Source organism: Peribacillus sp. NPDC097198 (assembly GCF_044762055.1).
Lineage (GTDB): Bacteria > Bacillota > Bacilli > Bacillales > DSM-1321 > Peribacillus.
This window is the reverse complement of record NZ_JBIWDO010000007.1, coordinates 44,286-69,126: the sequence shown is the minus strand read 5'-3', so window position 1 is coordinate 69,126 and position 24,841 is coordinate 44,286. Positions and strand designations below refer to the sequence as shown.

The 24,841-nt window shown below is 42.3% G+C and carries 20 protein-coding genes and 1 other annotated feature (1 of these 21 running past the window's edge); of the genes, 1 reads left to right on the top strand and 19 read right to left on the bottom strand.

Annotated elements, in window-relative coordinates:
- Nucleotides 1-67: 67 nt before the first annotated feature.
- The 6 genes from hemL to hemA are packed head-to-tail and all read right to left on the bottom strand — an operon-like array spanning nucleotide 68 to nucleotide 6,321.
- Entirely contained in the window at nucleotides 68-1,357 is a 1,290-nt protein-coding gene (gene hemL / locus ACIQXQ_RS13790) for a glutamate-1-semialdehyde 2,1-aminomutase (RefSeq protein ID WP_402958136.1), read from the bottom strand.
- Nucleotides 1,358-1,399: 42 nt separating this feature from the next.
- A complete protein-coding gene (gene hemB, locus ACIQXQ_RS13785; protein WP_402875846.1) occupies nucleotides 1,400-2,392 on the bottom strand; it encodes a porphobilinogen synthase in 993 nt (330 codons plus the stop codon).
- Nucleotides 2,389-3,189, bottom strand: coding sequence for a uroporphyrinogen-III synthase (locus ACIQXQ_RS13780; protein ID WP_402958134.1), 801 nt, complete (start codon nucleotides 3,187-3,189; stop codon nucleotides 2,389-2,391). Before ACIQXQ_RS13780 ends, hemB begins: the two co-directional genes overlap by 4 nt.
- Nucleotides 3,189-4,121 carry a hydroxymethylbilane synthase gene (hemC, locus tag ACIQXQ_RS13775; RefSeq protein WP_402875850.1) on the bottom strand — a complete coding sequence of 311 codons (933 nt, stop codon included), beginning with the start codon at nucleotides 4,119-4,121 and terminating at the stop codon, nucleotides 3,189-3,191. Before hemC ends, ACIQXQ_RS13780 begins: the two co-directional genes overlap by 1 nt.
- A 9-nt stretch (nucleotides 4,122-4,130) precedes the next feature.
- Nucleotides 4,131-4,961 carry a cytochrome C assembly family protein gene (locus ACIQXQ_RS13770; protein WP_402958132.1) on the bottom strand — a complete coding sequence of 277 codons (831 nt, stop codon included), beginning with the start codon at nucleotides 4,959-4,961 and terminating at the stop codon, nucleotides 4,131-4,133.
- Between the two features lie 10 nt (nucleotides 4,962-4,971).
- The gene (gene hemA, locus ACIQXQ_RS13765; protein WP_402875855.1) at nucleotides 4,972-6,321 is read right to left on the bottom strand and encodes a glutamyl-tRNA reductase; all 1,350 of its coding nucleotides are present in this window, start codon (nucleotides 6,319-6,321) and stop codon (nucleotides 4,972-4,974) included.
- Between the two features lie 246 nt (nucleotides 6,322-6,567).
- On the opposite strand from hemA, the gene ACIQXQ_RS13760 reads away from it, so the two are divergent.
- Complete coding sequence (locus ACIQXQ_RS13760) at nucleotides 6,568-7,050, top strand: LiaI-LiaF-like domain-containing protein (protein ID WP_402875857.1); 483 nt, start codon at nucleotides 6,568-6,570, stop codon at nucleotides 7,048-7,050.
- A gap of 76 nt (nucleotides 7,051-7,126) precedes the next feature.
- Here the strand turns inward: ACIQXQ_RS13760 and yihA are convergent, their stop codons facing one another.
- The 13 genes from yihA to ilvB form a co-directional block, all read right to left on the bottom strand.
- On the bottom strand, nucleotides 7,127-7,708 hold the full coding sequence (gene yihA, locus ACIQXQ_RS13755) for a ribosome biogenesis GTP-binding protein YihA/YsxC (protein WP_402874633.1): 582 nt from the start codon (nucleotides 7,706-7,708) through the stop codon (nucleotides 7,127-7,129).
- Complete coding sequence (gene lon / locus ACIQXQ_RS13750; protein ID WP_402958130.1) at nucleotides 7,705-10,026, bottom strand: endopeptidase La; 2,322 nt, start codon at nucleotides 10,024-10,026, stop codon at nucleotides 7,705-7,707. Before lon ends, yihA begins: the two co-directional genes overlap by 4 nt.
- 224 nt (nucleotides 10,027-10,250) lie before the next feature.
- Nucleotides 10,251-11,921, bottom strand: coding sequence for an ATP-dependent protease LonB (gene lonB / locus ACIQXQ_RS13745; RefSeq protein ID WP_402874629.1), 1,671 nt, complete (start codon nucleotides 11,919-11,921; stop codon nucleotides 10,251-10,253).
- Nucleotides 11,922-12,102: 181 nt separating this feature from the next.
- A complete protein-coding gene (gene clpX, locus ACIQXQ_RS13740; protein WP_402874628.1) occupies nucleotides 12,103-13,371 on the bottom strand; it encodes an ATP-dependent protease ATP-binding subunit ClpX in 1,269 nt (422 codons plus the stop codon).
- Between the two features lie 430 nt (nucleotides 13,372-13,801).
- On the bottom strand, nucleotides 13,802-15,094 hold the full coding sequence (gene tig / locus ACIQXQ_RS13735) for a trigger factor (RefSeq protein ID WP_402958127.1): 1,293 nt from the start codon (nucleotides 15,092-15,094) through the stop codon (nucleotides 13,802-13,804).
- 188 nt (nucleotides 15,095-15,282) lie between these two features.
- A complete protein-coding gene (locus tag ACIQXQ_RS13730) occupies nucleotides 15,283-16,314 on the bottom strand; it encodes a tetratricopeptide repeat protein (protein WP_402958125.1) in 1,032 nt (343 codons plus the stop codon).
- A 166-nt stretch (nucleotides 16,315-16,480) separates the two neighbouring features.
- A complete protein-coding gene (gene leuD, locus ACIQXQ_RS13725) occupies nucleotides 16,481-17,080 on the bottom strand; it encodes a 3-isopropylmalate dehydratase small subunit (RefSeq protein WP_402874644.1) in 600 nt (199 codons plus the stop codon).
- A gap of 30 nt (nucleotides 17,081-17,110) precedes the next feature.
- Complete coding sequence (leuC, locus tag ACIQXQ_RS13720; RefSeq protein ID WP_402958123.1) at nucleotides 17,111-18,520, bottom strand: 3-isopropylmalate dehydratase large subunit; 1,410 nt, start codon at nucleotides 18,518-18,520, stop codon at nucleotides 17,111-17,113.
- Nucleotides 18,521-18,588: 68 nt separating this feature from the next.
- Entirely contained in the window at nucleotides 18,589-19,701 is a 1,113-nt protein-coding gene (leuB, locus tag ACIQXQ_RS13715) for a 3-isopropylmalate dehydrogenase (RefSeq protein ID WP_402874616.1), read from the bottom strand.
- 15 nt (nucleotides 19,702-19,716) lie between these two features.
- Nucleotides 19,717-21,252 (bottom strand): 2-isopropylmalate synthase, encoded by a 1,536-nt coding sequence (locus ACIQXQ_RS13710; RefSeq protein WP_402874613.1) that lies wholly within the window; start codon nucleotides 21,250-21,252, stop codon nucleotides 19,717-19,719.
- The gene (ilvC, locus tag ACIQXQ_RS13705) at nucleotides 21,239-22,267 is read right to left on the bottom strand and encodes a ketol-acid reductoisomerase (protein ID WP_402874610.1); all 1,029 of its coding nucleotides are present in this window, start codon (nucleotides 22,265-22,267) and stop codon (nucleotides 21,239-21,241) included. Before ilvC ends, ACIQXQ_RS13710 begins: the two co-directional genes overlap by 14 nt.
- A 47-nt stretch (nucleotides 22,268-22,314) precedes the next feature.
- On the bottom strand, nucleotides 22,315-22,827 hold the full coding sequence (ilvN, locus tag ACIQXQ_RS13700) for an acetolactate synthase small subunit (protein WP_402874607.1): 513 nt from the start codon (nucleotides 22,825-22,827) through the stop codon (nucleotides 22,315-22,317).
- A 3-nt stretch (nucleotides 22,828-22,830) separates the two neighbouring features.
- Nucleotides 22,831-24,546 (bottom strand): acetolactate synthase large subunit, encoded by a 1,716-nt coding sequence (gene ilvB / locus ACIQXQ_RS13695; RefSeq protein ID WP_402958120.1) that lies wholly within the window; start codon nucleotides 24,544-24,546, stop codon nucleotides 22,831-22,833.
- Nucleotides 24,547-24,652: 106 nt separating this feature from the next.
- Nucleotides 24,653-24,841 (bottom strand) — a binding site (T-box leader) (it continues 71 nt past the right edge of the window).

Here is a 24,841-nt window from a genome sequence, read left to right as displayed (position 1 = left end):
GTTGAATGGAGGGGGGAAATCATCACAAATAAAAAAGGGCTTCCCCAGAATGGGGAAACCCTTACGATTATTTTTTCAATGTAGCGAAAGCTTTTTCAGCTGCTGCGATTGTTTTTTCAATGTCTTCATCGCTATGAGCCGTTGATAGGAATAAGCCTTCGTATTGAGAAGGCGGAAGATAAATCCCTTGGTTCGCCATTTCCCGGTAGTACGATGCAAAAAACTCTAAATCAGATGTTTTGGCTGTATCATAGTTCACTACATCTTCATTTGTAAAGAAAAGTCCGATCATGGAACCGGCACGGTTGAATGTATAGGGAATGCCATATTGTTTCGCCGCTTCCCCGATTCCTTTTTCAAGCATATCGCCTTTACGGGTAAACTCATCATACGATTCAGGTGTCAATTGACTCAGGGTTTCAAGTCCTGCTGTCATCGCAAGAGGGTTACCAGATAATGTACCTGCTTGATAAATATTACCGCTTGGGGCTACTTGCTCCATGATTTTACGTTTGCCGCCGAAAGCCCCGACAGGTAAACCGCCGCCGATCACTTTACCTAGGCAAGTCAAGTCCGGATCAACGCCGAAATAACCTTGAGCACAGTTATAACCTACTCGGAAGCCTGTCATGACTTCATCAAAGATCAATAAGGATCCGTATTGGGTCGTCAAGTCACGTAGTCCTTCAAGGAAACCAGGTTGTGGCGGTACGACTCCCATATTCCCTGCAACCGGCTCGACGATTATACAGGCGATATCTTCACCAAACTGTTCGAACGCGTATTTAGTGGCTGCAAGATCATTATATGGTACCGTGATGGTATTCTTTGCAATTCCTTCAGGCACTCCTGGACTATCAGGTAAGCCAAGCGTAGCCACACCAGAGCCGGCCTTAATCAGCAAGGAATCACCATGTCCATGATAAGACCCTTCAAATTTCAGGATTTTATCGCGGCCTGTATAGCCACGCGCCAATCTCAATGCACTCATCGTAGCTTCTGTTCCTGAAGAAACCATTCGGATCATTTCGATTGAAGGGACCCTCTCGATGACTAGCTTAGCCAGTTCATTTTCAATCAGCGTAGAAGTACCGAAGCTTGTACCTGATTCTGCTACCTTTTTCAATGCCTCAACTACACGGTCATTCGTGTGACCAAGAATAAGTGGACCCCATGAAAGAACGTAGTCAATATATTCGTTGCCATCAATATCATAGAGTTTGGATCCTTTACCCCGTTCCATGAAAATAGGATCCATATCCACTGACTTGAAGGCACGGACAGGACTATTTACGCCCCCTGGCATCAGGTCTTTAGCTTCGGTAAACGCCTTTTTTGAGTTTTCGTATGAACGCATGTATCCGTCCCCTTTTCTCTAATAAACTATATTATTTTTTCCTCACTTATTATCTTCATCGATCCAACGGGCTACATCTTTTGAAAAATAAGTAATAATCAAGTCAGAGCCTGCTCGTTTGAAGCCTGTCATCATTTCCATTACGATTGATTTTTCATCGATCCAGCCGTTTTGGGCGGCAGCCTTCACCATTGAATACTCCCCACTTACGTTATAAGCCACAATCGGAAGTGTAAAGGTATTTTTCATGTCCCTGATGACATCCATGTAGGAAAGAGCTGGTTTCACGATTAAGAAGTCGGCTCCTTCTTCTACATCGGATTCTGCTTCACGGAAAGCTTCTAGACGGTTAGCCGGGTCCATTTGGTACGTTTTCCGGTCGCCGAACTGAGGAGCCCCATTGGCCGCATCACGGAAAGGACCATAAAAAGCGGACGAATATTTCACAGCATAAGACATGATCGGGATATCTTCGTAACCCGCTTCATCTAGTCCTGCACGGATGGCCGCAACAAATCCATCCATCATATTAGAAGGGGCAATGATATCGGCACCTGCTTCTGCTTGGCTGATGGCCGTTTTGGCAAGAAGGTCAAGTGACGCATCATTTAAGATTTTGTCTCCCTCAACTACTCCACAGTGACCATGGCTTGTGTATTCACATAAGCATGTGTCGGCAATGACCATGACTTCAGGGTATTGTTTTTTGATGAGTCGGGTCGCTTGTTGGACAAGTCCATTATGATGAAAGGCTCCAGTGCCTTGTTCATCCTTATCATGTTCAAATGGAACACCGAATAAAATGACTGATTTAATGCCAAGACCCACGACCTCATCCATCTCTGCCGCTAGATTATCCATCGAAAGCTGGTAAATTCCTGGCATGGAGGCGATTTCCGTTTTTATGTTCTCACCGTCGATGATGAAAATCGGGTAGATTAAATCCTCTTTATGTACGTATGTTTCACGGACCAAAGCCCTCATGCCGGCACTTGCACGCAGGCGGCGGTGACGATTGAATAAAATATCTTTCATTTTATGGTTCCTCCTTTAGGATTCTTTTTAACAATATATCGTACTACTTCCTCAACCATCGCTTCTGTTGTATAGACATCAGGACATACAGAAACGTGTAAACCACTTTTCGATGCCGTCCTGGCACAAATCGGTCCGATACAAGCAATGACAAGATCTTTTATGTATGTATTCAATTCATATTGTTCAATGATCTGTATAAAGTGATTCACCGTGGAAGAGCTTGTAAAGGTGATGATATCCACTTTTCCGTTCAAGATTAATTGGACCAGTTGTCTTTCGCTCTCTTGTGGAAGTATGGTGTGATAGATAATCATTTCATCACACGATGCACTCGTTTCATTAATGGCCTCCGCTATGACCGTCCTTGCGAGGTTCCCTTTCGCAAGGAGGACACGTTCACCGGGTTCGAGGTGAGTAATAAACTCCGAAACAAAACGCTCTGCAACATATTCGGATGGAACAAAATCCGCTTCATATCCATATGCGTTCAAAGCCTCTTCCGTTTTGGATCCAATGACGGCTATTTTCGGAAGCACCACATGTTGTTGCTTGCCGAGCAACCTGAACAAAAAATCCACACCATTCTTGCTCGTTAATATGACCCAGTCATAGCTGTTCAATCGATTCAACCGTTCTTGTACCTCTTCCAGATGTTCTGGAAGGGTAAACTCAAGCAACGGCACCATCAGAGGAGTTCCCCCATTTTTTTTCACTAAGGTTTGCAAACCCTCTGCTTGCCCTTTCCCTCTGGTGATTAAAACCTGATAATCTTTAAGAGGCAAAAACGGCTTCATTACTGATCAAGCTCCTCTTTTACACGATCAATCAACTCTTTGCCACCGAATTCACTAATCAATCTAGCAGCTTCAAGGCCAACAGCTTCAGGATTTGGGCCCTCAGCCATTTCTTTATAAATCACTTTACCATCCGGGGAAGCGACTAAAGCTGTTAAGGAAACATCTCCATTGTCTTTTGCAACTGCCAATCCTGCAATCGGCACCTGGCAGCCACCTTCCATTTTATCTAAAAAGGCACGTTCAGCTTCTACGGTCTTTTTCGTATTTTCACACGTGAATTTAGCGAGTTCTGACAATAAATCATGATCATCTGCACGGCACTCAATGGAAAGAGCTCCTTGGCCAACAGCCGGTAAACAAATGTCTTCATCTAAAAATTCCGTTACGACGTCTTTCTTCCAACCCATTCTAGCAAGACCTGCAGCAGCTAGAATGATGGCGTCATACTCTTCATTTTTTAGTTTATCCAAACGGGTATCAATATTCCCGCGAATCCATTTAATTTCAAGATCCGGTCTTCTTGACAAGATTTGGGCACTGCGACGCAAACTGCTTGTTCCGACAATAGAGCCCGGTTTCAATTCAGAAAGCTTTTCATGATTCTTTGAAATCAATGCATCACGGTGATCTTCTCTTGGTGGAATGCAGCCAATCGTCAATCCTTCTGGAAGCACCGCTGGCATATCCTTCATGCTATGTACAGCCATATCAATTTCCTTATTCAGCATGGCCTGTTCGATTTCTTTAACAAATAGTCCCTTACCGCCTACTTTCGAAAGCGTCACATCCAGGATCTGGTCACCTTTCGTGACTATTTCCTTCACTTCGAACTCGTAGGGAAGGCCAAGTTCCTTAAGTTGATTAATCACCCAATTCGTTTGGGTAATCGCTAGTTTACTACGTCTAGAACCGACAATAATTTTTCTCATAGTTTCCTCCTATGTATTCCAAACATGGAATGATGAAAGACTTCCAAAAAGGAAAAAGTTAATTAATACAATCATGAAGAATCCAATATTCAAAAAGGCCAAAGCCCTGCCATAAACCTGTTTTCGGATTTTCAAGTATAAATAAACACTGTATCCTATCAATATAACAAACGAACCGATAATTTTCATATCCAACCAAGAAACACCTGGTAATTTAAGATTGGCCCACTGAATGCCCAGTATCAAAGATACCCCCAATAACGGAACGCCGATTACAGCGAGAAGATACGACAGATTTTCAAGCTTCGTCAAATCACCCAGTCGAAGCAACCGCTTACCCCATTTCTTCCGCTTCAATAAGTCATATTGAATCAAGTAGAGTAAGGAAAACACGAATGAAAGAGTAAAAGCACTATAAGATAGTAAGGCAAACGTGATATGAATAAATAAAAGCTCAGAAACCAGCTGTTGTGCAAGGACTTCCGATTCTATCTGGACAGGGGCAAACGTATGGATGGCCATCACCATAAACCCAAGTAGATTAGTAAAGAATACGATAAAATCGACCCGTAACAACCGGTTAATGATCAATGATAATGAAACGAGGAGCCAAGCATAAAAATATAGCCCTTCGAAAATCGTCAAGATCGGAAATCTTCCCGTTTTCATTACATAAAGAAATAAAAAAATTGTTTGCAGTACCCAAACAATAGAAAGCAACCAGAAGGCGATTTTATTAGCCTTCTGGTTATTATTTAGAAAATCGAAGAAATATAAAAGCATACTGAGGGCATATAACAATACAGTACCTTCATGTAACCTTGTCATTAGTAATTCCATATCTACCTCATTAATGGACAGGAACTGGATTTAGTAGAGAAGACTTCGCATGTGCCTTTTCAGTTTCATTGTCCTCTACCATCTTTTCTTCAACCAATTCCTCTAAATGAAAGATTTTCACAAAATTATTCAATTGTTCTTTTGCATTTGGTTCCTCTGCCAGTTCTTTGGCATATAAAATCGGATCCCTCAGCATTTGATTAATGATGCTCTTCGTATGTTTGTTCAATACTTTTATATCACGTTCACTCAAGTGTGGGAGCTTTCTTTCAATGCTCTCCATCGTTTCCTTTTGAATCGATAACGATTTTTCCCGTAGGGACGAAATGACTGGAACCACACCAAGCAAATTCATCCACTGATTAAATTCAACAATCTCGAATTCAATCATTAAGCCAATCTTTTCAGCAGCTTTCTTACGTTCTTCGATATTCGCTTGTACGATTCCTTCAAGGTCATCGATGTCGTATAGGAATACGTTTTCCAGTTCAGCCAACGTTGGATCCAAGTCACGTGGAACAGCGATATCCACCATGAAGATAGGACGGCCTTTGCGAAGCTTGTTCACAAATGTCATCATTTCTTTTGTGACGAGAAGGTCTTTCGATCCAGTGGACGTGATTAAGATATCCGCTTCCACCAATGCACATTGCAGTTCCTGAAGCTGTTTTGCATCTCCATTAAATCTCTCAGCTAAATCAACCGCCTTCTGATAAGTACGATTGATGACAGTAATGCTATCCGCACCATTACTGTGAAGATTTTGAATCGCCAATTCACCCATTTTACCTGCTCCGAGAATCAGCACATTCTTGCCACTTAAGCTTCCAAAGATTTTCTTCGCCAATTCAACGGCCGCATAGCTCACGGAAACTGCATTCGTATTGATTTCCGTTTCCGAATGGGCTTTTTTGGCCAGTGTAAGGGCTTGCTTGAAAAGATGATTAGAAACCGTTCCTATTGTATCTTCCTTCTGTCCCAACATATAACTCGAGCGAACTTGTCCCAAAATCTGCGTTTCCCCAAGAATCATGGAGTTCAGGCCACATGTAACTGAAAATAAATGCTCAACAGCAGCGTCCCCTTCATAGAAAAACAGATATTTAGAAAACTCCTCTTTATCGATGTGAAACCACTCAGAAAGGAATTCCTTAATATAGTATCGGCTAGTATGAAGTTGATCACCTACCGCATATATTTCCGTTCTATTGCATGTGGAAATAATGACATTCTCCAAAATACTTTTTTTATTTTTAAGAGCTTTCATTGCCTCGGCAAGTTCGGCTTCATTAAACGACAATTTTTCCCGAATTTCTACAGGGGCAGTTTTGTAATTGATACCAACCGCTAGAATATGCATCTTTTCTTTTGCACCCCCAAAATTTTTCATGTACCTTCATTATACCATGTACAAAAACTGAAACAAAAAAATATATGAACAGTTTATGAACGTATGCTACCATAATAAGAAAGCTTGTTCACCCACTAATATAGTGAATATATAAGCCGTATTTTTATATTAAATACATATTTCGACATTGTGTACAAAAGAACCATATCAAAAATACCAATAAACTTCAAGTAATCGAATTGATAGGAGGATAAAATGAAAAAGCAACGAATTTTTCCCGGAATCATTTTAATCGGTTTCGGACTTTATTTTTTTCTTGAACATTCACGAATTGAAATTTTCCCAGGTTTCTTTAGCTGGCCTACACTATTATGTATTGTCGGTATTGCCTTTTTAATCCAGGCCTACAGTGGGAGTGAGTATGAATCCATACTCCCCGGTGTCATCCTGCTCGGATTCGGCGCCCATTTCCATATCGCCAATAACCTCGAGATTTGGCCGGATAGCCTTGGTATCTTTATTTTAATCATTTCTCTAGGTTTTATTCTTAGGACACGTAAAACGAATACAGGCATGATGCACGGGATGATTTTATTCTTCATAGCGATCCTCACTTTGTTTTATGACAAAATCACCTCATCTTTCGGAATACTGGAAACAGGAACCTATAATATAGAAAAATTTTGGCCATTTGTTTTAATCGCAATTGGTGTGTATATCTTACTTCGAAGAAAATGAAAAAGGCCTCCCCGATGGGAGACCTTTTTTCATTAAGAAGAGAAGGGCATTCCACTTAGGGAATGTCCTCTAGCTCTTACATGTATTTCTTCAAAACGCCCCAGACTTGTTCTTTACCTTCTCCGGTTTCACCTGAGAAAAGAAGCAATTCATCTTCTTTTTCCAGATTAAGCGTTTGGCGTGTGATTTTAAGATGTTTTTGCCATTTCCCTTTTGGGATTTTGTCCGCTTTCGTCGCTATCACGATTCTTGGCAAATCGTAATGCTTCAGGAACTCATACATGGCTATATCATCTTTAGTCGGCGGATGGCGTAAATCAACGACCAATATCGCTGCACGAAGCTGTTCACGGGAGGTGAAATATGTTTCAATCATTCTCCCCCACGCATCACGTTCGCTTTTAGAAACCTTTGCATACCCGTAACCAGGTACATCCACAAAATGCATGGCTTCATTTATGATATAGAAATTCAGCGTTTGCGTCTTTCCTGGCTTGGAAGAAGTCCGCGCTAAATTTTTTCGATTGATCAATTTATTGATGAAACTTGATTTCCCGACATTGGAACGACCAGCTAAGGCAAATTCGGGAATGGGGGTGTTAGGATATTGTTCAGGCTTAACGGCACTGATGACAATATCTGAACTTGTTACTTTCATTCGTCCACACCTACCAATGCATGTTCTAGGACTTCATCCACATGTGAAACTGGAACAAATATTAATTCTTTACGGACACTTTCCGGGATATCATCAATATCCTTTTCGTTATCTTGCGGGATGATGATTTTCGTAAGTCCTGCCCGATGAGCCGCTAAGGATTTTTCCTTAAGGCCCCCAATTGGGAGAACCCGTCCGCGTAATGTAATTTCGCCTGTCATGCCTACCTCTTTTCTGATCGGCCTATTAGTTAGAGCCGATATTAACGCTGTTGCAATCGTGATGCCTGCAGATGGACCATCCTTAGGAACGGCTCCTTCTGGAACATGGATATGGATATCATACTTTTCATGGAAGTTCGTATCGATGTGGAGTTTCTCGGTCTTCGAACGTACATAACTGAAAGCAGCCTGAGCTGATTCTTTCATGACGTCGCCAAGTTTCCCAGTCAAAATGAGCTTTCCTTTTCCTGGTGATAAAGATACCTCGATCTGTAACGTATCCCCACCAACGGAAGTGTATGCCAATCCATTAGCGACACCTATTTGGTTTTCTATCTCCGCTTGTCCATAATGGAACATCGTTTTCCCTAAAAACTCCTCGACATTCTTATCAGAAATCACGACTCGTTTTTTATCACCGGAAACGATGATCTTCGCCGTTTTCCTGCAAATACTGGCAAGCTGCCGTTCTAGACTACGGACACCGGCTTCCCGAGTATAATAACGAATGATCTTAGTAAGGGCTTCTTCACGGATTTGCAGTTGTGTCTTCAATAGACCATGATTCTCCAACTGTCTAGGCAGTAGGTGATCCTTGGCGATATGAAGCTTCTCTATTTCAGTATAACCTGCAATCGAAATGATTTCCATACGATCACGAAGCGGTCCTGGAATTGTTGAAAGATTATTGGCTGTCGCAACGAACATAACTTTAGAAAGATTATACGTCTCTTCAATATAATGGTCACTGAAGTTATGGTTTTGTTCCGGGTCAAGCACTTCTAACATCGCGGCCGATGGGTCTCCCCTAAAGTCATTGGACATCTTATCCACTTCATCCAGTAAAAATACCGGATTAATCGTGCCGGCCTTTTTCATCCCTTGGATGATTCTACCTGGCATGGCCCCTACATATGTGCGGCGGTGTCCCCGGATTTCCGATTCATCACGCACGCCACCTAGGGAAATTCGAACAAACTTCCGGTTCAATGATGAGGCAATCGACTTGGCCAAGCTTGTTTTTCCGACGCCTGGAGGACCTACCAAACAAAGAATCGGTCCCTTTAACGAATTCGTCAGCTGCTGGACAGCCAAGTATTCAAGCACCCGTTCTTTGACCTTTTCCAATCCATAATGGTCACGGTTTAGGATTTTTTCCGCTTTATGAATATTAAGATCATCTTTCGTGGCATTCGACCATGGAAGCGATATTAACCATTCGATGTAATTGCGGATAACGGAGCTTTCAGCTGAACTGGATGGTACTTTTTCATACCGGTCGAGTTCTTTTAAAGCCGTTTCTTTAATATGCGTTGGCATATCGGCTTCTTCTATTTTTTCAGTAAGAACGGCGATTTCTCCTGTCTTACCTTCTTTATCCCCTAGTTCCTTCTGGATGGCCTTCATTTGTTCACGTAGATAATATTCTTTTTGGGTCCGTTCCATGGATCGCTTGACACGCTGACCGATCTTTTTCTCCAGGAAAAGGACTTCCTTTTCGTTATTGATGATTTCAATCACCCGGCTTAAGCGCTCTTTCATATCAATGGTCTCAAGCACTTCTTGCTTCTCTTTCAACTTAAGAGGCAAATGGGAGGCGATGATATCAGCCAATCTACCCGGTTCTTCAATATCTGAAGTGGAAGAGAACGTTTCACCGGTTATTTTTTTGGACATCTTTATGTATTGTTCAAAATAATCCAGCAAGGTGCGCATTAACGCTTGATGTTCCGCATCTTTTTCATCGCTGTCTTCATATATTTTAACCTTCGCACCATAGTGTGTCTCATAATCATAAAATTCACTAACCTCTGCCCGGTTTAAACCTTCCACTAAAACACGGATGGTACCATTTGGAAGTTTCAGCATCTGTTTTACTTTTGTTAATGTACCCATGGTAAATAAATCTTCTTCACCAGGTTCATCCAACGTCACATCTTTCTGTGTCGTCAAAAATATAAGATGGTCTTCCACCATTGCTTTCTCAAGGGCTTGTACCGATTTATCTCGGCCCACATCTAAATGAAGTACCATTGTTGGATATACAAGCAGTCCTCTTAGCGGCAGGAGGGGAACGATGATTTCTTGATCAGTCATTTCCTGACACCTCCAAATTTAGTATCGTCGTTGTAAACTAATTACCCAAGTTATCAACCTTTTAACAATTCTATCCTATTTATATAGAAGTGTCTATTTGTTTACCTTAACAGGTATAATTGCTTTTATTATCTCCAATTTCCGAGGAAAAAGCACGCCTGAATTCATGATTATTTTTTTCGGCCAGAAAACGCCCCGGTCTTTTTCAAACCGGGGTTCTCCTGTTATACGCTTTCTTTTTTCGAAGGGTCCAAGGAGGCTAATATCTGATCGGATATTATCTCTTTCTTCAGCGCCCTATCCAATACTTCTTTTACATTCGTAACAGGAATGATCTCGATATCTTTTATTTCCAGCAGCAGCGGTTGCATGTTTTCAGCTGGAATAATGACAGTCTTTGCCCCAGCCAGTTTTGCGGCCTTTATCTTCGGAATGACGCCTCCGATTGGTTTAACGCCACCATGAATACTAATTTCTCCCGTCATCGCTACCGTATGATCCACAGGCATTTTATAGATGGCCGAGTATATGCCCGTTGCCATCGCTATACCCGCTGATGGACCGTCCACAGGGCTGCCGCCTGGGAAGTTAACATGGATATCGAATTGGTCGGCTGGAACGCCCATTGAACGCAGGACCGTGATGACATTTTCAATCGACCCCTTGGCCATGCTCTTGCGACGAATGGATTTCCCATTTCCACCACCAATGCTTTCTTCTTCGACTATCCCTGTAATATTGATTGAACCTTTATCATCGTTAGCAGCCATCACAGTCACTTCGATTTCCAACAAAGCCCCACTGTTAGGACCATAAACGGCAAGACCATTAACCAGTCCTATTTTTGGACTTGACTCTATTTTCCGGTCCATCCTCTGTGTAAGTTGGCTGCTATGAGCCATCCAATCAATATCTTCTTCCCTGATGTAGCTTCGATTTTCATTAATGGAGATACCGGCCAATGTTTGAATCATATTGACAGCTTCCCTTCCATTTCGGGCGTAATCCGAAATCGACTGAAGTCCCTTTTCACTAATAGTGATACCTACCTTATCGGAAGCATTTTTGGCAACGGATACGATTTCCTCACGGTCCAGTTCACGGAAAAACACTTCAATGCACCTTGAACGAATGGCTGGGGCAATTTCATTAGGCGTTCTTGTTGTAGCCCCAATCAAGCGAAAGTCGGCAGGAAGTCCATTTTTAAATATATCATGGATATGGGTCGGAATATTTTGATTTTCCTCTTGATAATAAGCACTTTCGAGAAACACTTTCCGGTCTTCCAGCACCTTTAACAACTTGTTCATTTGAATGGGATGAAGTTCCCCAATTTCATCTATAAACAGTACGCCGCCATGAGCATTACTGACAGCCCCTTGTTTGGGTTGCGGGATACCCGCCTGGCCCATGGCCCCGGCGCCTTGATATATAGGGTCGTGCACTGAACCTATTAACGGATCGGCTATTCCCCGTTCATCGAATCTAGCAGTCGTTGCATCCAGTTCGATAAAGACTGCCGACTTCTTGAAAGGAGACTTCCCATTTTTCTTGGCTTCTTCTAGAACGATCCTTGCAGCTGCCGTTTTCCCCACTCCTGGAGGGCCATAAATGATCACATGCTGAGGATTCGGACCGCATAAAGCTGCTTTTAGAGATTTGATGCCGTCCTCCTGACCGATGATATCCTTAAATGTAATCGGCCTCACCTTTTCTGACAATGGCTCTGTTAGGGAGATGGACCTCATCCTTTGTAGCTGATCCATTTCCTTTCGTGAATCACGGTTAATCGAAACTTTTTGTGTCCGTTGGCCTTTTAATAAATTCAAAAAATACAAACCAATCACAATACCAAAAAACAGCTGAATAAATAACGCTATTCCTGTCCAGTTCATCGTTTTCCCTCCTGCTACTGCCTTGTCATTTCTGATAGTATCTCCTAGGGGAGGGCGAAATAATCCAATAAATATGGGATGTAAATTTTGGTGTTTTGAGATATAAACTTAGAAGCACTGAGGTAATGAAAAAGAACATAAAAAAACTGCCAGAAGAACTGGCAGTTTTTTCACTAATCGATTAAGCAGATGTTTTCTTCCCTTGTCCCTGAATGGTTGTACCATCTTTCAGGACAAGCTTTGGTGTTTCGTTTTTCGCGATTGTGCTTCCTGTAATTACACATTTGGCAACATCATCACGTGATGGAAGATCGAACATCACTTCAAGGATAATTCCTTCAATGATGGAACGGAGTCCACGCGCACCTGTTTTACGTTCAATCGCCTTTTTAGCAATTTCACTAAGTGCTTCCTGTTCGAATTCCAATTCCACGTCGTCAAGCTCAAGCAATTTTTGATATTGCTTCACAAGAGCATTTTTCGGTTTTGTAAGGATTTCAATCAAAGCGGCTTCGTCCAATTGCTCTAGTGTAGCAATGACAGGAAGACGACCGATGAATTCCGGAATTAGACCGAAACGCAGTAAATCTTCTGGAAGAACTTTAGAAAGCAATTCTTTTTCTGCGATATCATCTTTTTTAACATCAGAACCAAAGCCAATGACTTTTTGGCCTAAACGGCGTTTGATGATTGGTTCAATGCCGTCAAAAGCACCACCACAGATGAATAAGATATTAGTCGTATCGATTTGGATGAATTCTTGATGAGGATGTTTACGTCCTCCTTGTGGCGGAACGCTTGCCACGGTACCTTCAAGAATTTTCAATAAGGCCTGCTGTACACCTTCACCGGATACATCGCGTGTAATCGATGGGTTCTCGGATTTACGGGCCACTTTATCGATTTCATCGATATAAATGATGCCTTTTTCCGCTTTTTCCACATCGTAATCAGCCGCTTGAATCAGCTTAAGAAGGATGTTCTCTACATCTTCCCCAACATAACCAGCTTCCGTTAATGAAGTTGCGTCAGCAATGGCAAAAGGTACATTCAATAGACGCGCCAATGTTTGGGCAAGTAGCGTTTTCCCGCTTCCTGTCGGTCCAATAAGAGCGATATTACTCTTGGATAACTCGACGTCATCAACTTTGCTATTGGAATTGATACGTTTATAATGATTATAAACAGCGACGGCCAAAGACTTTTTAGCCTGTTCTTGTCCAATTACGTATTCGTCTAGTATCGCACGAATTTCCTTAGGTTTAGGTACATCTCTAAATTCTACTTCTTCATCAGTACCTAGCTCTTCTTCAACGATTTCAGTACAAAGTTCGATACACTCGTCACAAATATATACACCTGGACCAGCTACCAGTTTGCGGACCTGTTCTTGAGTTTTTCCGCAAAAAGAACATTTTAATTGTCCTTTTTCATCATTAAATTTAAACATGAACGTTCACCCCTTTAAATACTCTTCCAACTCTAGTGATGTAAAGGTGTCAAATCCGCTATAGGAAAGACACACAAATACTTTAGCGTTCCAAAATTCCTAGTATGTTTTGCATTCTATCACGTTCTTGGAAATTTTGTAACAAAAACGCTCACCCACAAGTTGTCCAATAAGTACAAATTTTCATTTCATATGTATGTTTCCATTTACCAGTATGTCCAAACTTTTCGGTTTTTAAAATAAGGTTTTTCTGTATAAATATGTATATGCAGCATTAGAATTAATCTACACTGAAATGAAAAAAAAATCAATCAGAAACTATCCGATAGTTAAAATTACCAACAAATTCTTAATATGTATAAAACAAGGCACGATTACTCGCGCCTTGTTTCTTTGAAGAAAATATTAGTAAACACTTACTTAAAATAAATTATTTTGCTTCAACAGTTTTGCTGTTTTCCACTAAGAAGTCAATTGCTTTCTTAATTTTAAGATCGCCTTTGATGCTTTCTAAGTTTCCAAGAGCTTGTTTGATTGCTTCAACTTCCATGTTGTACATTGTAGCCATTTCTGCAAGTTCAGCTTCAACGTCTTCATCAGTTGCTTCAATTTTTTCAGCTTCAGCGATAGCTTCAAGAGTCAAGCTTGTACGAACTTGTCCTTCAGCTTCTTCTTTCATTTGTGCTTTTAATGCTTCTTCGTCTTGACCTGAGAATTGGTAGTAAAGTTCTAAGTTTAGGCCTTGAGATTGAATGCGTTGAGAGAACTCATTCATCATGCGGTCTACTTCGTTAGAAATCATAGCTTCAGGAATGTCCATTTCTGCACCTTCAACAGCTTTACCGATTACAGTGTTTTGTACGAAGTTTTCTTCTTCGTGTTTTTTGTCATGCTCTAATTTATGTTTTGTTTTTTCTTTAAGTTCAGCTAACGTTTCAACTTCTTCGTCAACGTCTTTCGCGAATTCATCATCCAACTCAGGAAGTTGTTTTGTTTTGATTTCGTGAATTTTCACTTTGAATACAGCTGGTTTACCTGCAAGTTCAGCAGCATGGTATTCTTCAGGGAATGTAACTTCGATATCTTTTTCAGCGCCTGTTTCAAGACCAACAAGTTGCTCTTCGAAACCAGGGATGAATGAGTTAGAACCGATTTCTAGTGAATGGTTTTCTGAAGCTCCGCCTTCGAATGCTTCACCATCAACGAATCCTTCAAAATCAAGAACGACTGTATCGCCTTCTGCAGCTTGTCCTTCTTCTTTAACGACAAGTTCAGCTTGACGTTCTTGCATTGATTTCAATTCGTTATCAACGTCTTCGTCAGTTACTTCAGTATTGAATTTTTCCACTTCAACACCTTTGTAATCTCCTAATTTAACTTCAGGCTTAACTGTTACAGTAGCCGTGAAGATTAGGTTTTCACCTTTTTCCATTTTCTCGATGTCGATTTCTGGACGATCTACAGGCTGAATTCCAGCTTCTTCGACAGCATTTGCATATGCATCAGGAAGGATGAAATCAAGAGCATCTTGATATAATGATTCTACGCCGAATTTCTTTTCGAACATTTGACGTGGCATTTTACCTTTACGGAAGCCAGGTACGTTTACTTGTTTAACTACTTTTTTGAATGCTGCGTCTAAACCTTCGTTTACTTTTACAGCTTCTACTTCGATTGTTAATACGCCTTGATTACCTTCTTGTTTTTCCCATTTTACAGACATGTGTTTCCCTCCAAAAAGATCTATATACTTCAATAATAAGCATTGGATGAATATGCTTTGCAAGTGTTAACAAGTCATCCTTCAAATATACCCAAGAAAAAAAAATTGGGAATTCGTCAAAATTAGACGATTATACATTACAACCACTACATTATAACACAGGTTCAAACCGTTACAACAGCAATAGGTTAAATAATGGGATAAGAAATTTCTTCGATTTCTTTTATAGTGGCTAGAATATTCGTAACCGCTTCCCCATCAACGGAATAACTATTCGCTATTTCTTGGATCCTATCTTCCCCTGTCATGTACTCTTCGGCTAACGCATGATAGGCAGCCGCCCATGCCGGTATCATATCTGATTCTGGTTCGAATGGATACAATAAAAAGGAATGCCGCTCAATTAGGCTGTGCACCATTTCAAATAAACTCGGATTTTTATGACTGATTTCCTCTTCTGTCAGGTTCATGATCGTTTTATGGAAGCTTGTTTCCTTCAAGGTCACCAGCTCTTTTGGATTGACAATCTTGGACTGGGTGAACTTCCAAACGGTTACTTCTTCATTATACTCCTGGTTTATAAGGATGTTTAATAGCATCGTTTTAAAAAATGGGTGTCCATCACGGTCTTGAAGAAACTGCTCGATTTGGGGGACAAAAGGTCGAATATTAAGATTCGTAAGTTTAGAAATCACAAGTAGCATTTCTTTATCCGATTTCCCTGCGAATAACTCTTCCTTCTGTAATTCTTCTTCCCGCAGCTGTAATTCCCTTTCGGTTTCCTCTTTTTTATCTTCAAGGGCCCGCTTGCTGAAGTGAAGCATCTTTTCAAAATGCTCCTCTTTGTCGAAGGGGATCTGGTTTTCATCAAATAAAAGTTCAATTGTCGTAATCATTTCCTGATGTTCATTCAATTGGAGTAGCACCATTAAATAGATGTTAATCAATTGGAAATAGTCACCGATTCCTTTATTAAGCATCTCTTGGCACAATTCTTTGGACTCTTCATAATACTCGAGCTCAACCAGGGAAACGACAAGGCCCATACATACTTCATCATTATCCGGCTCAAATTCCCGTGCTTGACTGAAGAGCCGGGCTGCGTCTTTAAAGTTCCTTTTTCCAAGCTCGTCGAGGCCCTTTATGATTAACCGTTCCCCTAGATTAGGAAATGGGACGACCTTCGGATCCTCTGTGCTCTTTCCACGTTTCCCAACCATCAATATTCACCTCGCCGTTCGCTTTTGGAAAATAGTTTAGCATGTAATAGAATGAAATTCAAAAAACAGTCACCTTCCAAGGTATCCATTCCACTTATATGTAATTTAAAACTCCACAAAAAAGAGCTTCCTATTTTATTGGATAGGAAGCCTTTTTTTGAATTCATTACGCATTAGAAACTGCATCTTTTTGCTTTTCATAAGCTGCTATTTTCTCATCATATTGAAGGGTGATCGATATTTCGTCCCAGCCTTTAACGAGCATTTCCTTCCAATATGGATGAATCTCGAAGCTTGCTTCAAACCCTTGGCCATCTTTCACCGTTTGATTCGGTAAATCGACAGTCAGTTCATAATCAGGGGAAGCGGCCCTCTCCATCAGGTACTGGACTTGCTCATGGTTTAATGCGATGGGAACCATTCCATTCTTCATGCAGTTGCTTTTGAATATGTCGGCATAAGATGGTGCGATGACAATATCGAAACCATAATCTTTCAACGACCATGGTGCATGCTCCCTTGATGATCCACAGCCAAAGTTTTCACCCGCAATCAAAATCGAGGTATCACGATTTTGAGGCTGATTCAATTCAAAATCAGGGCGTTCATTTCCTTCTTCATCAAAGCGCCAGTTATAGAACAGGAATTCGCCAAAGCCGCTTCGTTCAATCCGTTTTAAAAATTGCTTTGGAATGATTTGATCGGTATCCACATTTTTCCGATTTAGTGCCGCCGCTCTTCCTTTATATATAGTAATGGGTTCCATTTCCATTGTGCACCTCCTATTAATTTGTATTTACTGAACTCTCTCAGCTTTTTTCAAGTTTCTTATATCAACGAACTTCCCGTATATGGCCGCAGCCGCTGCCATGGCTGGACTTACTAAATGGGTCCTGGCCCCTGCCCCTTGTCGTCCCTCGAAATTCCTGTTACTCGTGGAGGCACAGTGTTCACCAGGAGGCACCGCATCCGGGTTCATGCTCAAGCACATGCTACAACCTGATTCCCGCCATTCAAAGCCTGACGATTTAAAAATTTCATCCAATCCTTCATCTTCCGCTTGCTTCTTGACACTTTGTGAGCCTGGTACCACCATTGCTCGAACACCTTTATGAACCGTCCTGCCTTCAATCATTTCAGCAGCCTGACGTAAATCTTCAATTCTGGAATTGGTACAAGAACCGATAAATACATGTTGAACCGGAATATCCGTAATCGCCATTCCTTCTTGAAGTCCCATATATTCAAGCGCGCGGCCGAGTTCCTTCGAATTAGTGATATCCTCTGCAAAAGTCGGTACCCGTTCATCCACTCCACTAGCCATGCCCGGATTTGTTCCCCAGCTGACCATTGGCGAAATCAAGCTGCCATCAAGGACGATTTCCCGGTCATAAACCGCATCTGCGTCACTAACAAGTGCCTTCCAGTCCTGAACGCAACGCTCAAACTCTTCACCTTTTGATACATATTTACGACCTTTCAAATAGGAGAAGGTCGTTTCATCTGGTGCCACTAGCCCAGCACGAGCACCGCCTTCGATTGACATATTACATACGGTCATTCTTTCTTCCATTGACATGGCATCGAAAACTTCCCCACAATATTCAATGATATGTCCTGTCCCAAAGTCGACACCGAATTTGGATATAACATATAAAATGACATCTTTCGCCATGACTCCATGACCGAGTTTCCCATTAACCTCAAGCTTGAGCGTTTTTGGTTTAGTCTGCCATAGGGATTGAGTGGCCAAAACATGCTCCACTTCACTTGTTCCGATCCCGAAAGCAATCGATCCGAACGCCCCATGCGTAGATGTATGGCTGTCCCCGCAAACAATCGTCATACCAGGTTGTGTAAGACCTAATTCCGGACCGATGACATGAACGATTCCTTGTTCTGGGCTGTCTAGGTCAGCAAGACGGATACCGAATTCCTTACAGTTTTTATCGAGTGCCTCCAACTGTTTTCTTGCAATATCATCCGAAATGAAATGGCGATTTATAGTAGGCACATTATGGTCCATTGTTGCGAAAGTCCGGTCGGGCCTTCTTACTTTACGCCCTTTCAATCTCAAACCTTCGAATGCTTGAGGGGATGTTACTTCATGAATATATTGAAGATCTATATACAATAAATCCGGTTTATTTTCCTCTTCATATATAATATGGCGATCCCATATTTTTTCAATTATAGATTTACCCACTTATATCCACCTCGATCAATTTTATATTTTTTAAAAAACACGGCCTAGATTTAGGCCGTGAAAGAAGGTTATGCATAAGCTCCCATGATGTTGGAGATGGCTTCCTGGTCTAATAGAGTTGCTTTTATTTGGGCAATCATTTCTGTCGTCGTCGTGATTGATGATTGACCATTAGCAATATCACCGGTTCTTAATCCATAGTTCAGTACCGTTTCCACCGCTTGCTCGACCGCGTCGGCCTCATTTTCCAATCCGAATGATAGGCGTAACAACGATGCTGCCGATAAAATCGTCCCAATAGGATTTGCTAGGTTTTTTCCTGCAATATCAGGGGCAGATCCGTGGATCGGTTCATATAAATTGGGACCTTCCGTAGAGATCGAAGCGGAAGGCAACATGCCAAGTGAACCAGTCAAGACGGATGCTTCATCGCTTAAAATGTCACCAAACATATTTTCCGTCACGATAACGTCAAATTGTTTCGGATTCTTTATGAGCTGCATCGCAGCATTATCAACAAGCATGTGTTCAAGTTCCACTTCTGGATAATCTTTGGCGATTTCTTCAGCCGTTTCACGCCACATCCGACTGGATTCCAGGACATTGGCTTTGTCGACCGATGTCACTTTTTTCTTGCGGTCAGAGGCTAATTTAAATGCAAGTTCAATGATGCGCTTCATTTCATCTTTCTGATAAAAAAGAGTATCGACGACCGCATCCTTCCCCTCTCGTTCCACCCGCTCACTCGGCTTCCCGAAATAAAGGCCGCCTGTCAGCTCGCGTACAATAACGAAATCGACATCTTCAATGAATTCCTTTTTAAGAGGTGAAGACTCCGACAAGCTGGAATAATAGCTAATTGGCCGGATGTTAGCATAGAGATTCAGGTCTTTGCGGATTTTCAATAAACCACGCTCTGGCCTTAGGTGCGCAGGTTGAGTGTCCCACTTCGGTCCCCCGACCGCCCCTAATAATACCGCGTCGCTATTCTTGCAAATCTCTACCGTCCCGTCCGGTAGTGGCGATCCCGTGTTATCGATAGCGCTACCACCAATTTCGCCATATTGAAATTCAAAATCATGCCCGTACCGTTGAGCAACGGCTTCAAGAATTTCTACAGCGCCTCTAGTCACTTCTTTACCGATGCCATCTCCTTGAAGCACCGCAATATTCCTTTTCATCGAAATCTCCCCTTCCTACTGCATGACTGCTTTTTCTTCTAATTCCTTCATGATGACTACACGGTTCACCGCGTTTAAATAAGCTTTTGCCGAGGCTTCCAATACGTCCTGGTCCAATCCACGTCCACTCGTTTCCACACCGTTGTAATCGATTTTTACGAAAACTTGTGCTAAGGCATCCATCCCAGCTCCCACAGATTGGATTCTGTAATCCTGGAGGTTGATTTGACTACCCAAACATCTTTCAAGCGTGTTATAGAGGGCCTCAACACTACCAGCACCCGTTGCCGCTTCCTGTATTTCTTCACTATCGCCTTTTTTCAACGTAACCGTTGCCGTGGCAACTTGATGGGTACCATGAGATATTTGGAAGGAAATCAGGTCATAAAAACTGATATCCGTCGCTTTTTCTTCAAGGACAAGAGCTACGATATCTTCGTCCGTCATGGTTTTCTTGTTATCCGCCAATTCTTTGAACTGGACAAATAAAGAATTCATTTCTTCATCCGTTACAGAGAAATTCAATTCTTGTAATCTCTCTTTGAAAGCATGCCGTCCAGAATGCTTACCTAGAACAAGCGAATTGGCAGACACACCGACCAGATCCGGTGAGATAATTTCATACGTCGTTTTTTCTTTCAACATGCCATCTTGGTGAATCCCGGATTCATGCGCATAGGCATTGGCCCCGATAATGGCTTTATTTGCAGGTACCTGCATTCCCGTTAAACGACTAACCAGATCACTAGCTCTTTTGATTTCATTCAAGACAAGACCCGTCTCCGCCTGATAGAAATCTTTTCGGATATAAAGAGCCATCGCCACTTCTTCAAGGGCCACATTGCCGGCACGTTCGCCAATTCCATTTATCGTTCCCTCGACTTGGGTAGCCCCACCTTCAATGGCAGCCAATGAGTTAGCTGTTGCCATTCCAAGATCATCATGGCAGTGAGCCGATAGGCTCACCTTATCGATGGAAGGAACATTTTCACGTAGGTAACGGAAGATGTTTCCGTATTCAATCGGGGCGGCATATCCCACTGTATCCGGAATGTTGATAACCTTCGCCCCCGCCTGAATGACCGCTTCGACTATTTCAGCCAGATAGTCAAGTTCAGTTCGACTGGCATCTTCGGCAGACCATTGTACGATTGGGAAACGCTCTGCCCCATACTTGACCATGGCAACTGATTTTTCAATCACTTGTTCTTTTGACATTTTCAACTTGTATTGACGGTGGATCGGAGACGTGGCGATGAATGTATGCAACCTTGGTTCTGCTCCGACTTTCAATGAGTCCCACGCAGCGTCAATGTCTCCCTTTACAGCGCGCGCCAGCCCTGTAACAGAGCTGTTTCTGATTTTGCGCGCGATTTCCTGTACGGAATTGAAGTCCCCTTTGGATGCTGCCGGAAAACCGGCTTCGATGATATCCACACCAAGCCTTTCAAGCTGATAAGCAATTTCCAGCTTTTCGGTAAAATTCAAGTTCACACCGGCCGATTGCTCCCCATCACGAAGTGTTGTTTCAAAAATATTAATTTTTCGCAACGGCTACCACTTCTTTCTCTGTTTGTTGAGGTTTGACGAATGGCATCATTTTTCTTAATTCACGACCTACCACTTCGATTTGGTGTTTGTTTTCACGGTTATTGATAGCATTGAAGACTGGACGATTCGCTTGGTTTTCTAGGATCCATCCTTTTGCGAATTCCCCGTCTTGGATGTCTTTTAAAATGGCTTTCATCGCTTCTTTTGTCGTCTCTGTCACAACGCGTGGTCCTGAAACGAAATCTCCCCATTGAGCCGTATCAGAGATGGAATAACGCATATTTTCCATACCGCCTTCATACATAAGGTCGATGATTAATTTCAATTCATGTAAACACTCGAAGTATGCAACTTCCGGTTGGTATCCAGCTTCCGTCAATGTTTCAAACCCAGCTTTTACAAGGGAAGTCAATCCGCCACAAAGCACTGCCTGTTCTCCAAAAAGATCTGTTTCTGTTTCTTCTTGGAATGTCGTTTCCAATCCACCCGCTCTTAGTGCTCCGATTCCTCTAGCGTAAGCAAGTGCCAATTCTCTCGCTTCACCCGTCACATCTTGGTAGATTGCGAATAATGCCGGTACCCCTGCACCTTGTTCATATGTACGGCGAACAAGATGTCCTGGACCTTTTGGAGCCACTAATAATACATCCACGTCGGCTGGTGGGACAATTTGGTTAAAGTGAACGTTGAATCCGTGTGCGAACATTAATGCTTGACCTGCATGCAACACAGGTTTGATTTCTTCTTGGTATACTTTTGGTTGCGTTTCATCTGGTAAAAGGTTCATGATTACATCTGCTTGTTCTGCCGCTTCTTTAACTGTATATACATTGAATCCATCTTCTACAGCTTTATCGAATGATTTACCTTTTCTGATTCCGATGATTACATCCACACCGCTATCACGTAAGTTTTGAGCATGTGCGTGTCCTTGTGAACCGTATCCGATTACCGCTACCTTTTTATTGTTGAAAAAATTCTCGTTTGCTTCTGCGTTATAATATACTTTTGCCATTATTAATACATCTCCCTTTTCATATCCATAGTTTTTTTTGGTTGTTTTTATACGATTGTTGCGCTTTTTGCATGTGACAACTGCATTCCGCGAGGGAAGGCCGCCGTCCCGGTTCTTGCCAACTCTTTGATGCCATACGGTTTGATCAGTTCAATGAAGGCTTCGATTTTGTCTGATTCCCCAGTGATTTGAACCGTCAGGCTATCTTTACTTACATCTATAACAGAGGCCCGGAAAGGCTCAATTACCGAATAGATTTCAGGTCGGGTCTGGCTTGTCACCAATATCTTGATGAGCGCCAGTTCCCTGGCTACAATCGATTGATTCGTGATATCAATCACTTTAAGCACTTCTATCTGCTTATTTAATTGCTTTGTGATTTGCTCAATGACCGTTTCGTCATCAACATCGACCACGAAGGTCATCCTTGAAATGCCCTCCTGCTCGGATTGCCCGACTGTCATGCTTTCAATGTTATAATTCCTTTTCGTGAACAGGTTCGTGATCCGGTTAAGGACGCCTGGTCTATTGTTCACGGTAAGGCTAAGAATTCCCCTCATTGCTTAAACTCCTTCCATTTCATCCAGCCCTTTTCCTGATGCTACCATCGGAAAGACATTTTCCATTTGTTTGACACGGAAATCGATCAAAACCGGTCCATCTATCGTGAATGCTTCATCGAGGCATGCATTGGCTTCTTCCTCGGTAGTCGCTTTAAACCCTGGAATTCCATATGCTTCAGCCAATTTAACGAAATTGGGTTGAGACTGGAAAACACTGTGTGAAAAGCGATTGTCATGGAAGAGTTCCTGCCATTGCCTTACCATTCCAAGCGCACCGTTATTAATGATGATGATCTTAATCGGCAGATTCATTTCCGCAATGACCGAAAGTTCTTGAAGGCACATCTGAAAACCACCATCGCCAGATATCGAAAGAACTGTCGCTTTTGGATTGGCCATTTGTGCTCCAAGTGCGGACGGTAAGCCAAAGCCCATCGTACCCAGGCCACCGGATGTGACCCATAAATTAGGCTTGTTAAATGGATAGTACTGGGCCGCCCACATTTGATGCTGACCAACATCCGTCGTGACAATGGCTTCCCCCTTCGTTTTTTCATGGAGCATTTGAATGACACGTTGAGGTTTCAGCACCCCTTCTTCTTGGGTATAACGTAATGGGAATTCTGCATTCCACTCATTCAACTGTTCAGTCCATTCCGTAATGTCAGGCTTTTTACCACTTTGGGCAATCAACTCCGTTAAAGCTTCTTTTGCGCTGCCGACTACAGGAATCTTGGTTGGTACATTCTTTCCGATTTCCGCTGGATCAATATCGATATGGGCAACAGTTGCATATTGTGCAAATTTGGCTAAGTTTCCGGTCAAGCGATCATCGAACCTTGCCCCCACATTAATCAACAGATCACATTTCGATAACGCCATGTTTGCCGCAAAACTACCATGCATGCCACCCATTCCAATAAATTGCGGATGCTCGGCTGGGAAACCACCAAGGCCAAGGAGGGTGTGAACTACTGGTATGCCTTGTTGTTCGGCATATTCCTTCAAGAGATGAGATGCCTTTGCATGAAGGACACCTGCTCCAGCAAGGATGACGGGCCTTTTCGCACCACTTACCGCTTCAACAAGCTTTCTTATTTGCAAGTAATTCGGCTTTGTCGTTGGCTGATAGCCTGGCAGGTCCATCACTGGATCCTCTTCCGTCGCTACCCCTTCCAAGATTGCCATGTCTTTAGGAATATCTATTAAAACAGGTCCCGGTCGTCCGCTTGAAGCGATATAAAATGCTTCTTTGATGATACGTGGGAGGTCTTCCGGCTTTCTCACTTGATAGTTATGTTTTGTAATTGGGGTTGTAATCCCGAGTACATCTGCCTCCTGAAAGGCATCCGAACCAATTACGCTAGTAGCTACCTGACCCGAAATAACAACAAGTGGAAGAGAATCAATCATTGCGTCCGCTAGGCCGGTTACAATGTTCGTTGCTCCAGGACCGGACGTGACAATGACCACTCCCGGTTTGCCAGTAATCCTGGCGTACCCTTCTGCTGCGTGGATTGCACCCTGCTCATGTCGTGTCAATATATGAAAAAGCTTTGAACTATAAAGCTTGTCATATATCGGCAATACAGAACCACCAGGGTACCCAAAGATGACTTCAACATTTTCCTTTTTCAATGCTTCCATCAAAAATTCGGCACCACTATAATGTGTCTTTCCACTTTTTCGATCAGCCACTACTGCTTTTTGTGTCATTCGTAAAGACCTCCTCCGCTTTCTCACTTGATTAAATTCATAATATTCGGATTTTTAGGCATACAAAAAAGCCTTTTCACCCCAAATGTACTTGCACTTAGCAAGTTAAAGGGGTGAAAAGACTTAATCAGCCGCTCCACGGTACCACCCTTTTTCGCATGAACTTCCATGCGCACTTTGAATAGTATACAACTATTCTCTGTTTTGGTAACGGGTACTGGTACGCACCCGTTCAGCCCTACTAGTATAACGTTCAAGCTGAAACTCCAAGGTGAGTTCATCTTTTGGGACAATA

What these genes read in the sequence shown, in the direction of transcription:
- ilvB (WP_402958120.1), bottom strand. Translation starts at nt 24,546, where the DNA reads ATGACACAAAAAGCAGTAGTGGCTGATCGAAAAAGTGGAAAGACACAT.
- ACIQXQ_RS13760 (WP_402875857.1), top strand. Translation starts at nt 6,568, where the DNA reads ATGAAAAAGCAACGAATTTTTCCCGGAATCATTTTAATCGGTTTCGGA.
- ilvC (WP_402874610.1), bottom strand. Translation starts at nt 22,267, where the DNA reads ATGGCAAAAGTATATTATAACGCAGAAGCAAACGAGAATTTTTTCAAC.
- lon (WP_402958130.1), bottom strand. Translation starts at nt 10,026, where the DNA reads ATGACTGATCAAGAAATCATCGTTCCCCTCCTGCCGCTAAGAGGACTG.
- leuB (WP_402874616.1), bottom strand. Translation starts at nt 19,701, where the DNA reads ATGAAAAGGAATATTGCGGTGCTTCAAGGAGATGGCATCGGTAAAGAA.
- clpX (WP_402874628.1), bottom strand. Translation starts at nt 13,371, where the DNA reads ATGTTTAAATTTAATGATGAAAAAGGACAATTAAAATGTTCTTTTTGC.
- hemL (WP_402958136.1), bottom strand. Translation starts at nt 1,357, where the DNA reads ATGCGTTCATACGAAAACTCAAAAAAGGCGTTTACCGAAGCTAAAGAC.
- hemC (WP_402875850.1), bottom strand. Translation starts at nt 4,121, where the DNA reads ATGAGAAAAATTATTGTCGGTTCTAGACGTAGTAAACTAGCGATTACC.
- hemA (WP_402875855.1), bottom strand. Translation starts at nt 6,321, where the DNA reads ATGCATATTCTAGCGGTTGGTATCAATTACAAAACTGCCCCTGTAGAA.
- ACIQXQ_RS13770 (WP_402958132.1), bottom strand. Translation starts at nt 4,961, where the DNA reads ATGGAATTACTAATGACAAGGTTACATGAAGGTACTGTATTGTTATAT.
- lonB (WP_402874629.1), bottom strand. Translation starts at nt 11,921, where the DNA reads ATGAACTGGACAGGAATAGCGTTATTTATTCAGCTGTTTTTTGGTATT.
- leuD (WP_402874644.1), bottom strand. Translation starts at nt 17,080, where the DNA reads ATGGAACCCATTACTATATATAAAGGAAGAGCGGCGGCACTAAATCGG.
- tig (WP_402958127.1), bottom strand. Translation starts at nt 15,094, where the DNA reads ATGTCTGTAAAATGGGAAAAACAAGAAGGTAATCAAGGCGTATTAACA.
- hemB (WP_402875846.1), bottom strand. Translation starts at nt 2,392, where the DNA reads ATGAAAGATATTTTATTCAATCGTCACCGCCGCCTGCGTGCAAGTGCC.
- ACIQXQ_RS13780 (WP_402958134.1), bottom strand. Translation starts at nt 3,189, where the DNA reads ATGAAGCCGTTTTTGCCTCTTAAAGATTATCAGGTTTTAATCACCAGA.
- ilvN (WP_402874607.1), bottom strand. Translation starts at nt 22,827, where the DNA reads ATGAGGGGAATTCTTAGCCTTACCGTGAACAATAGACCAGGCGTCCTT.
- yihA (WP_402874633.1), bottom strand. Translation starts at nt 7,708, where the DNA reads ATGAAAGTAACAAGTTCAGATATTGTCATCAGTGCCGTTAAGCCTGAA.
- ACIQXQ_RS13730 (WP_402958125.1), bottom strand. Translation starts at nt 16,314, where the DNA reads ATGGTTGGGAAACGTGGAAAGAGCACAGAGGATCCGAAGGTCGTCCCA.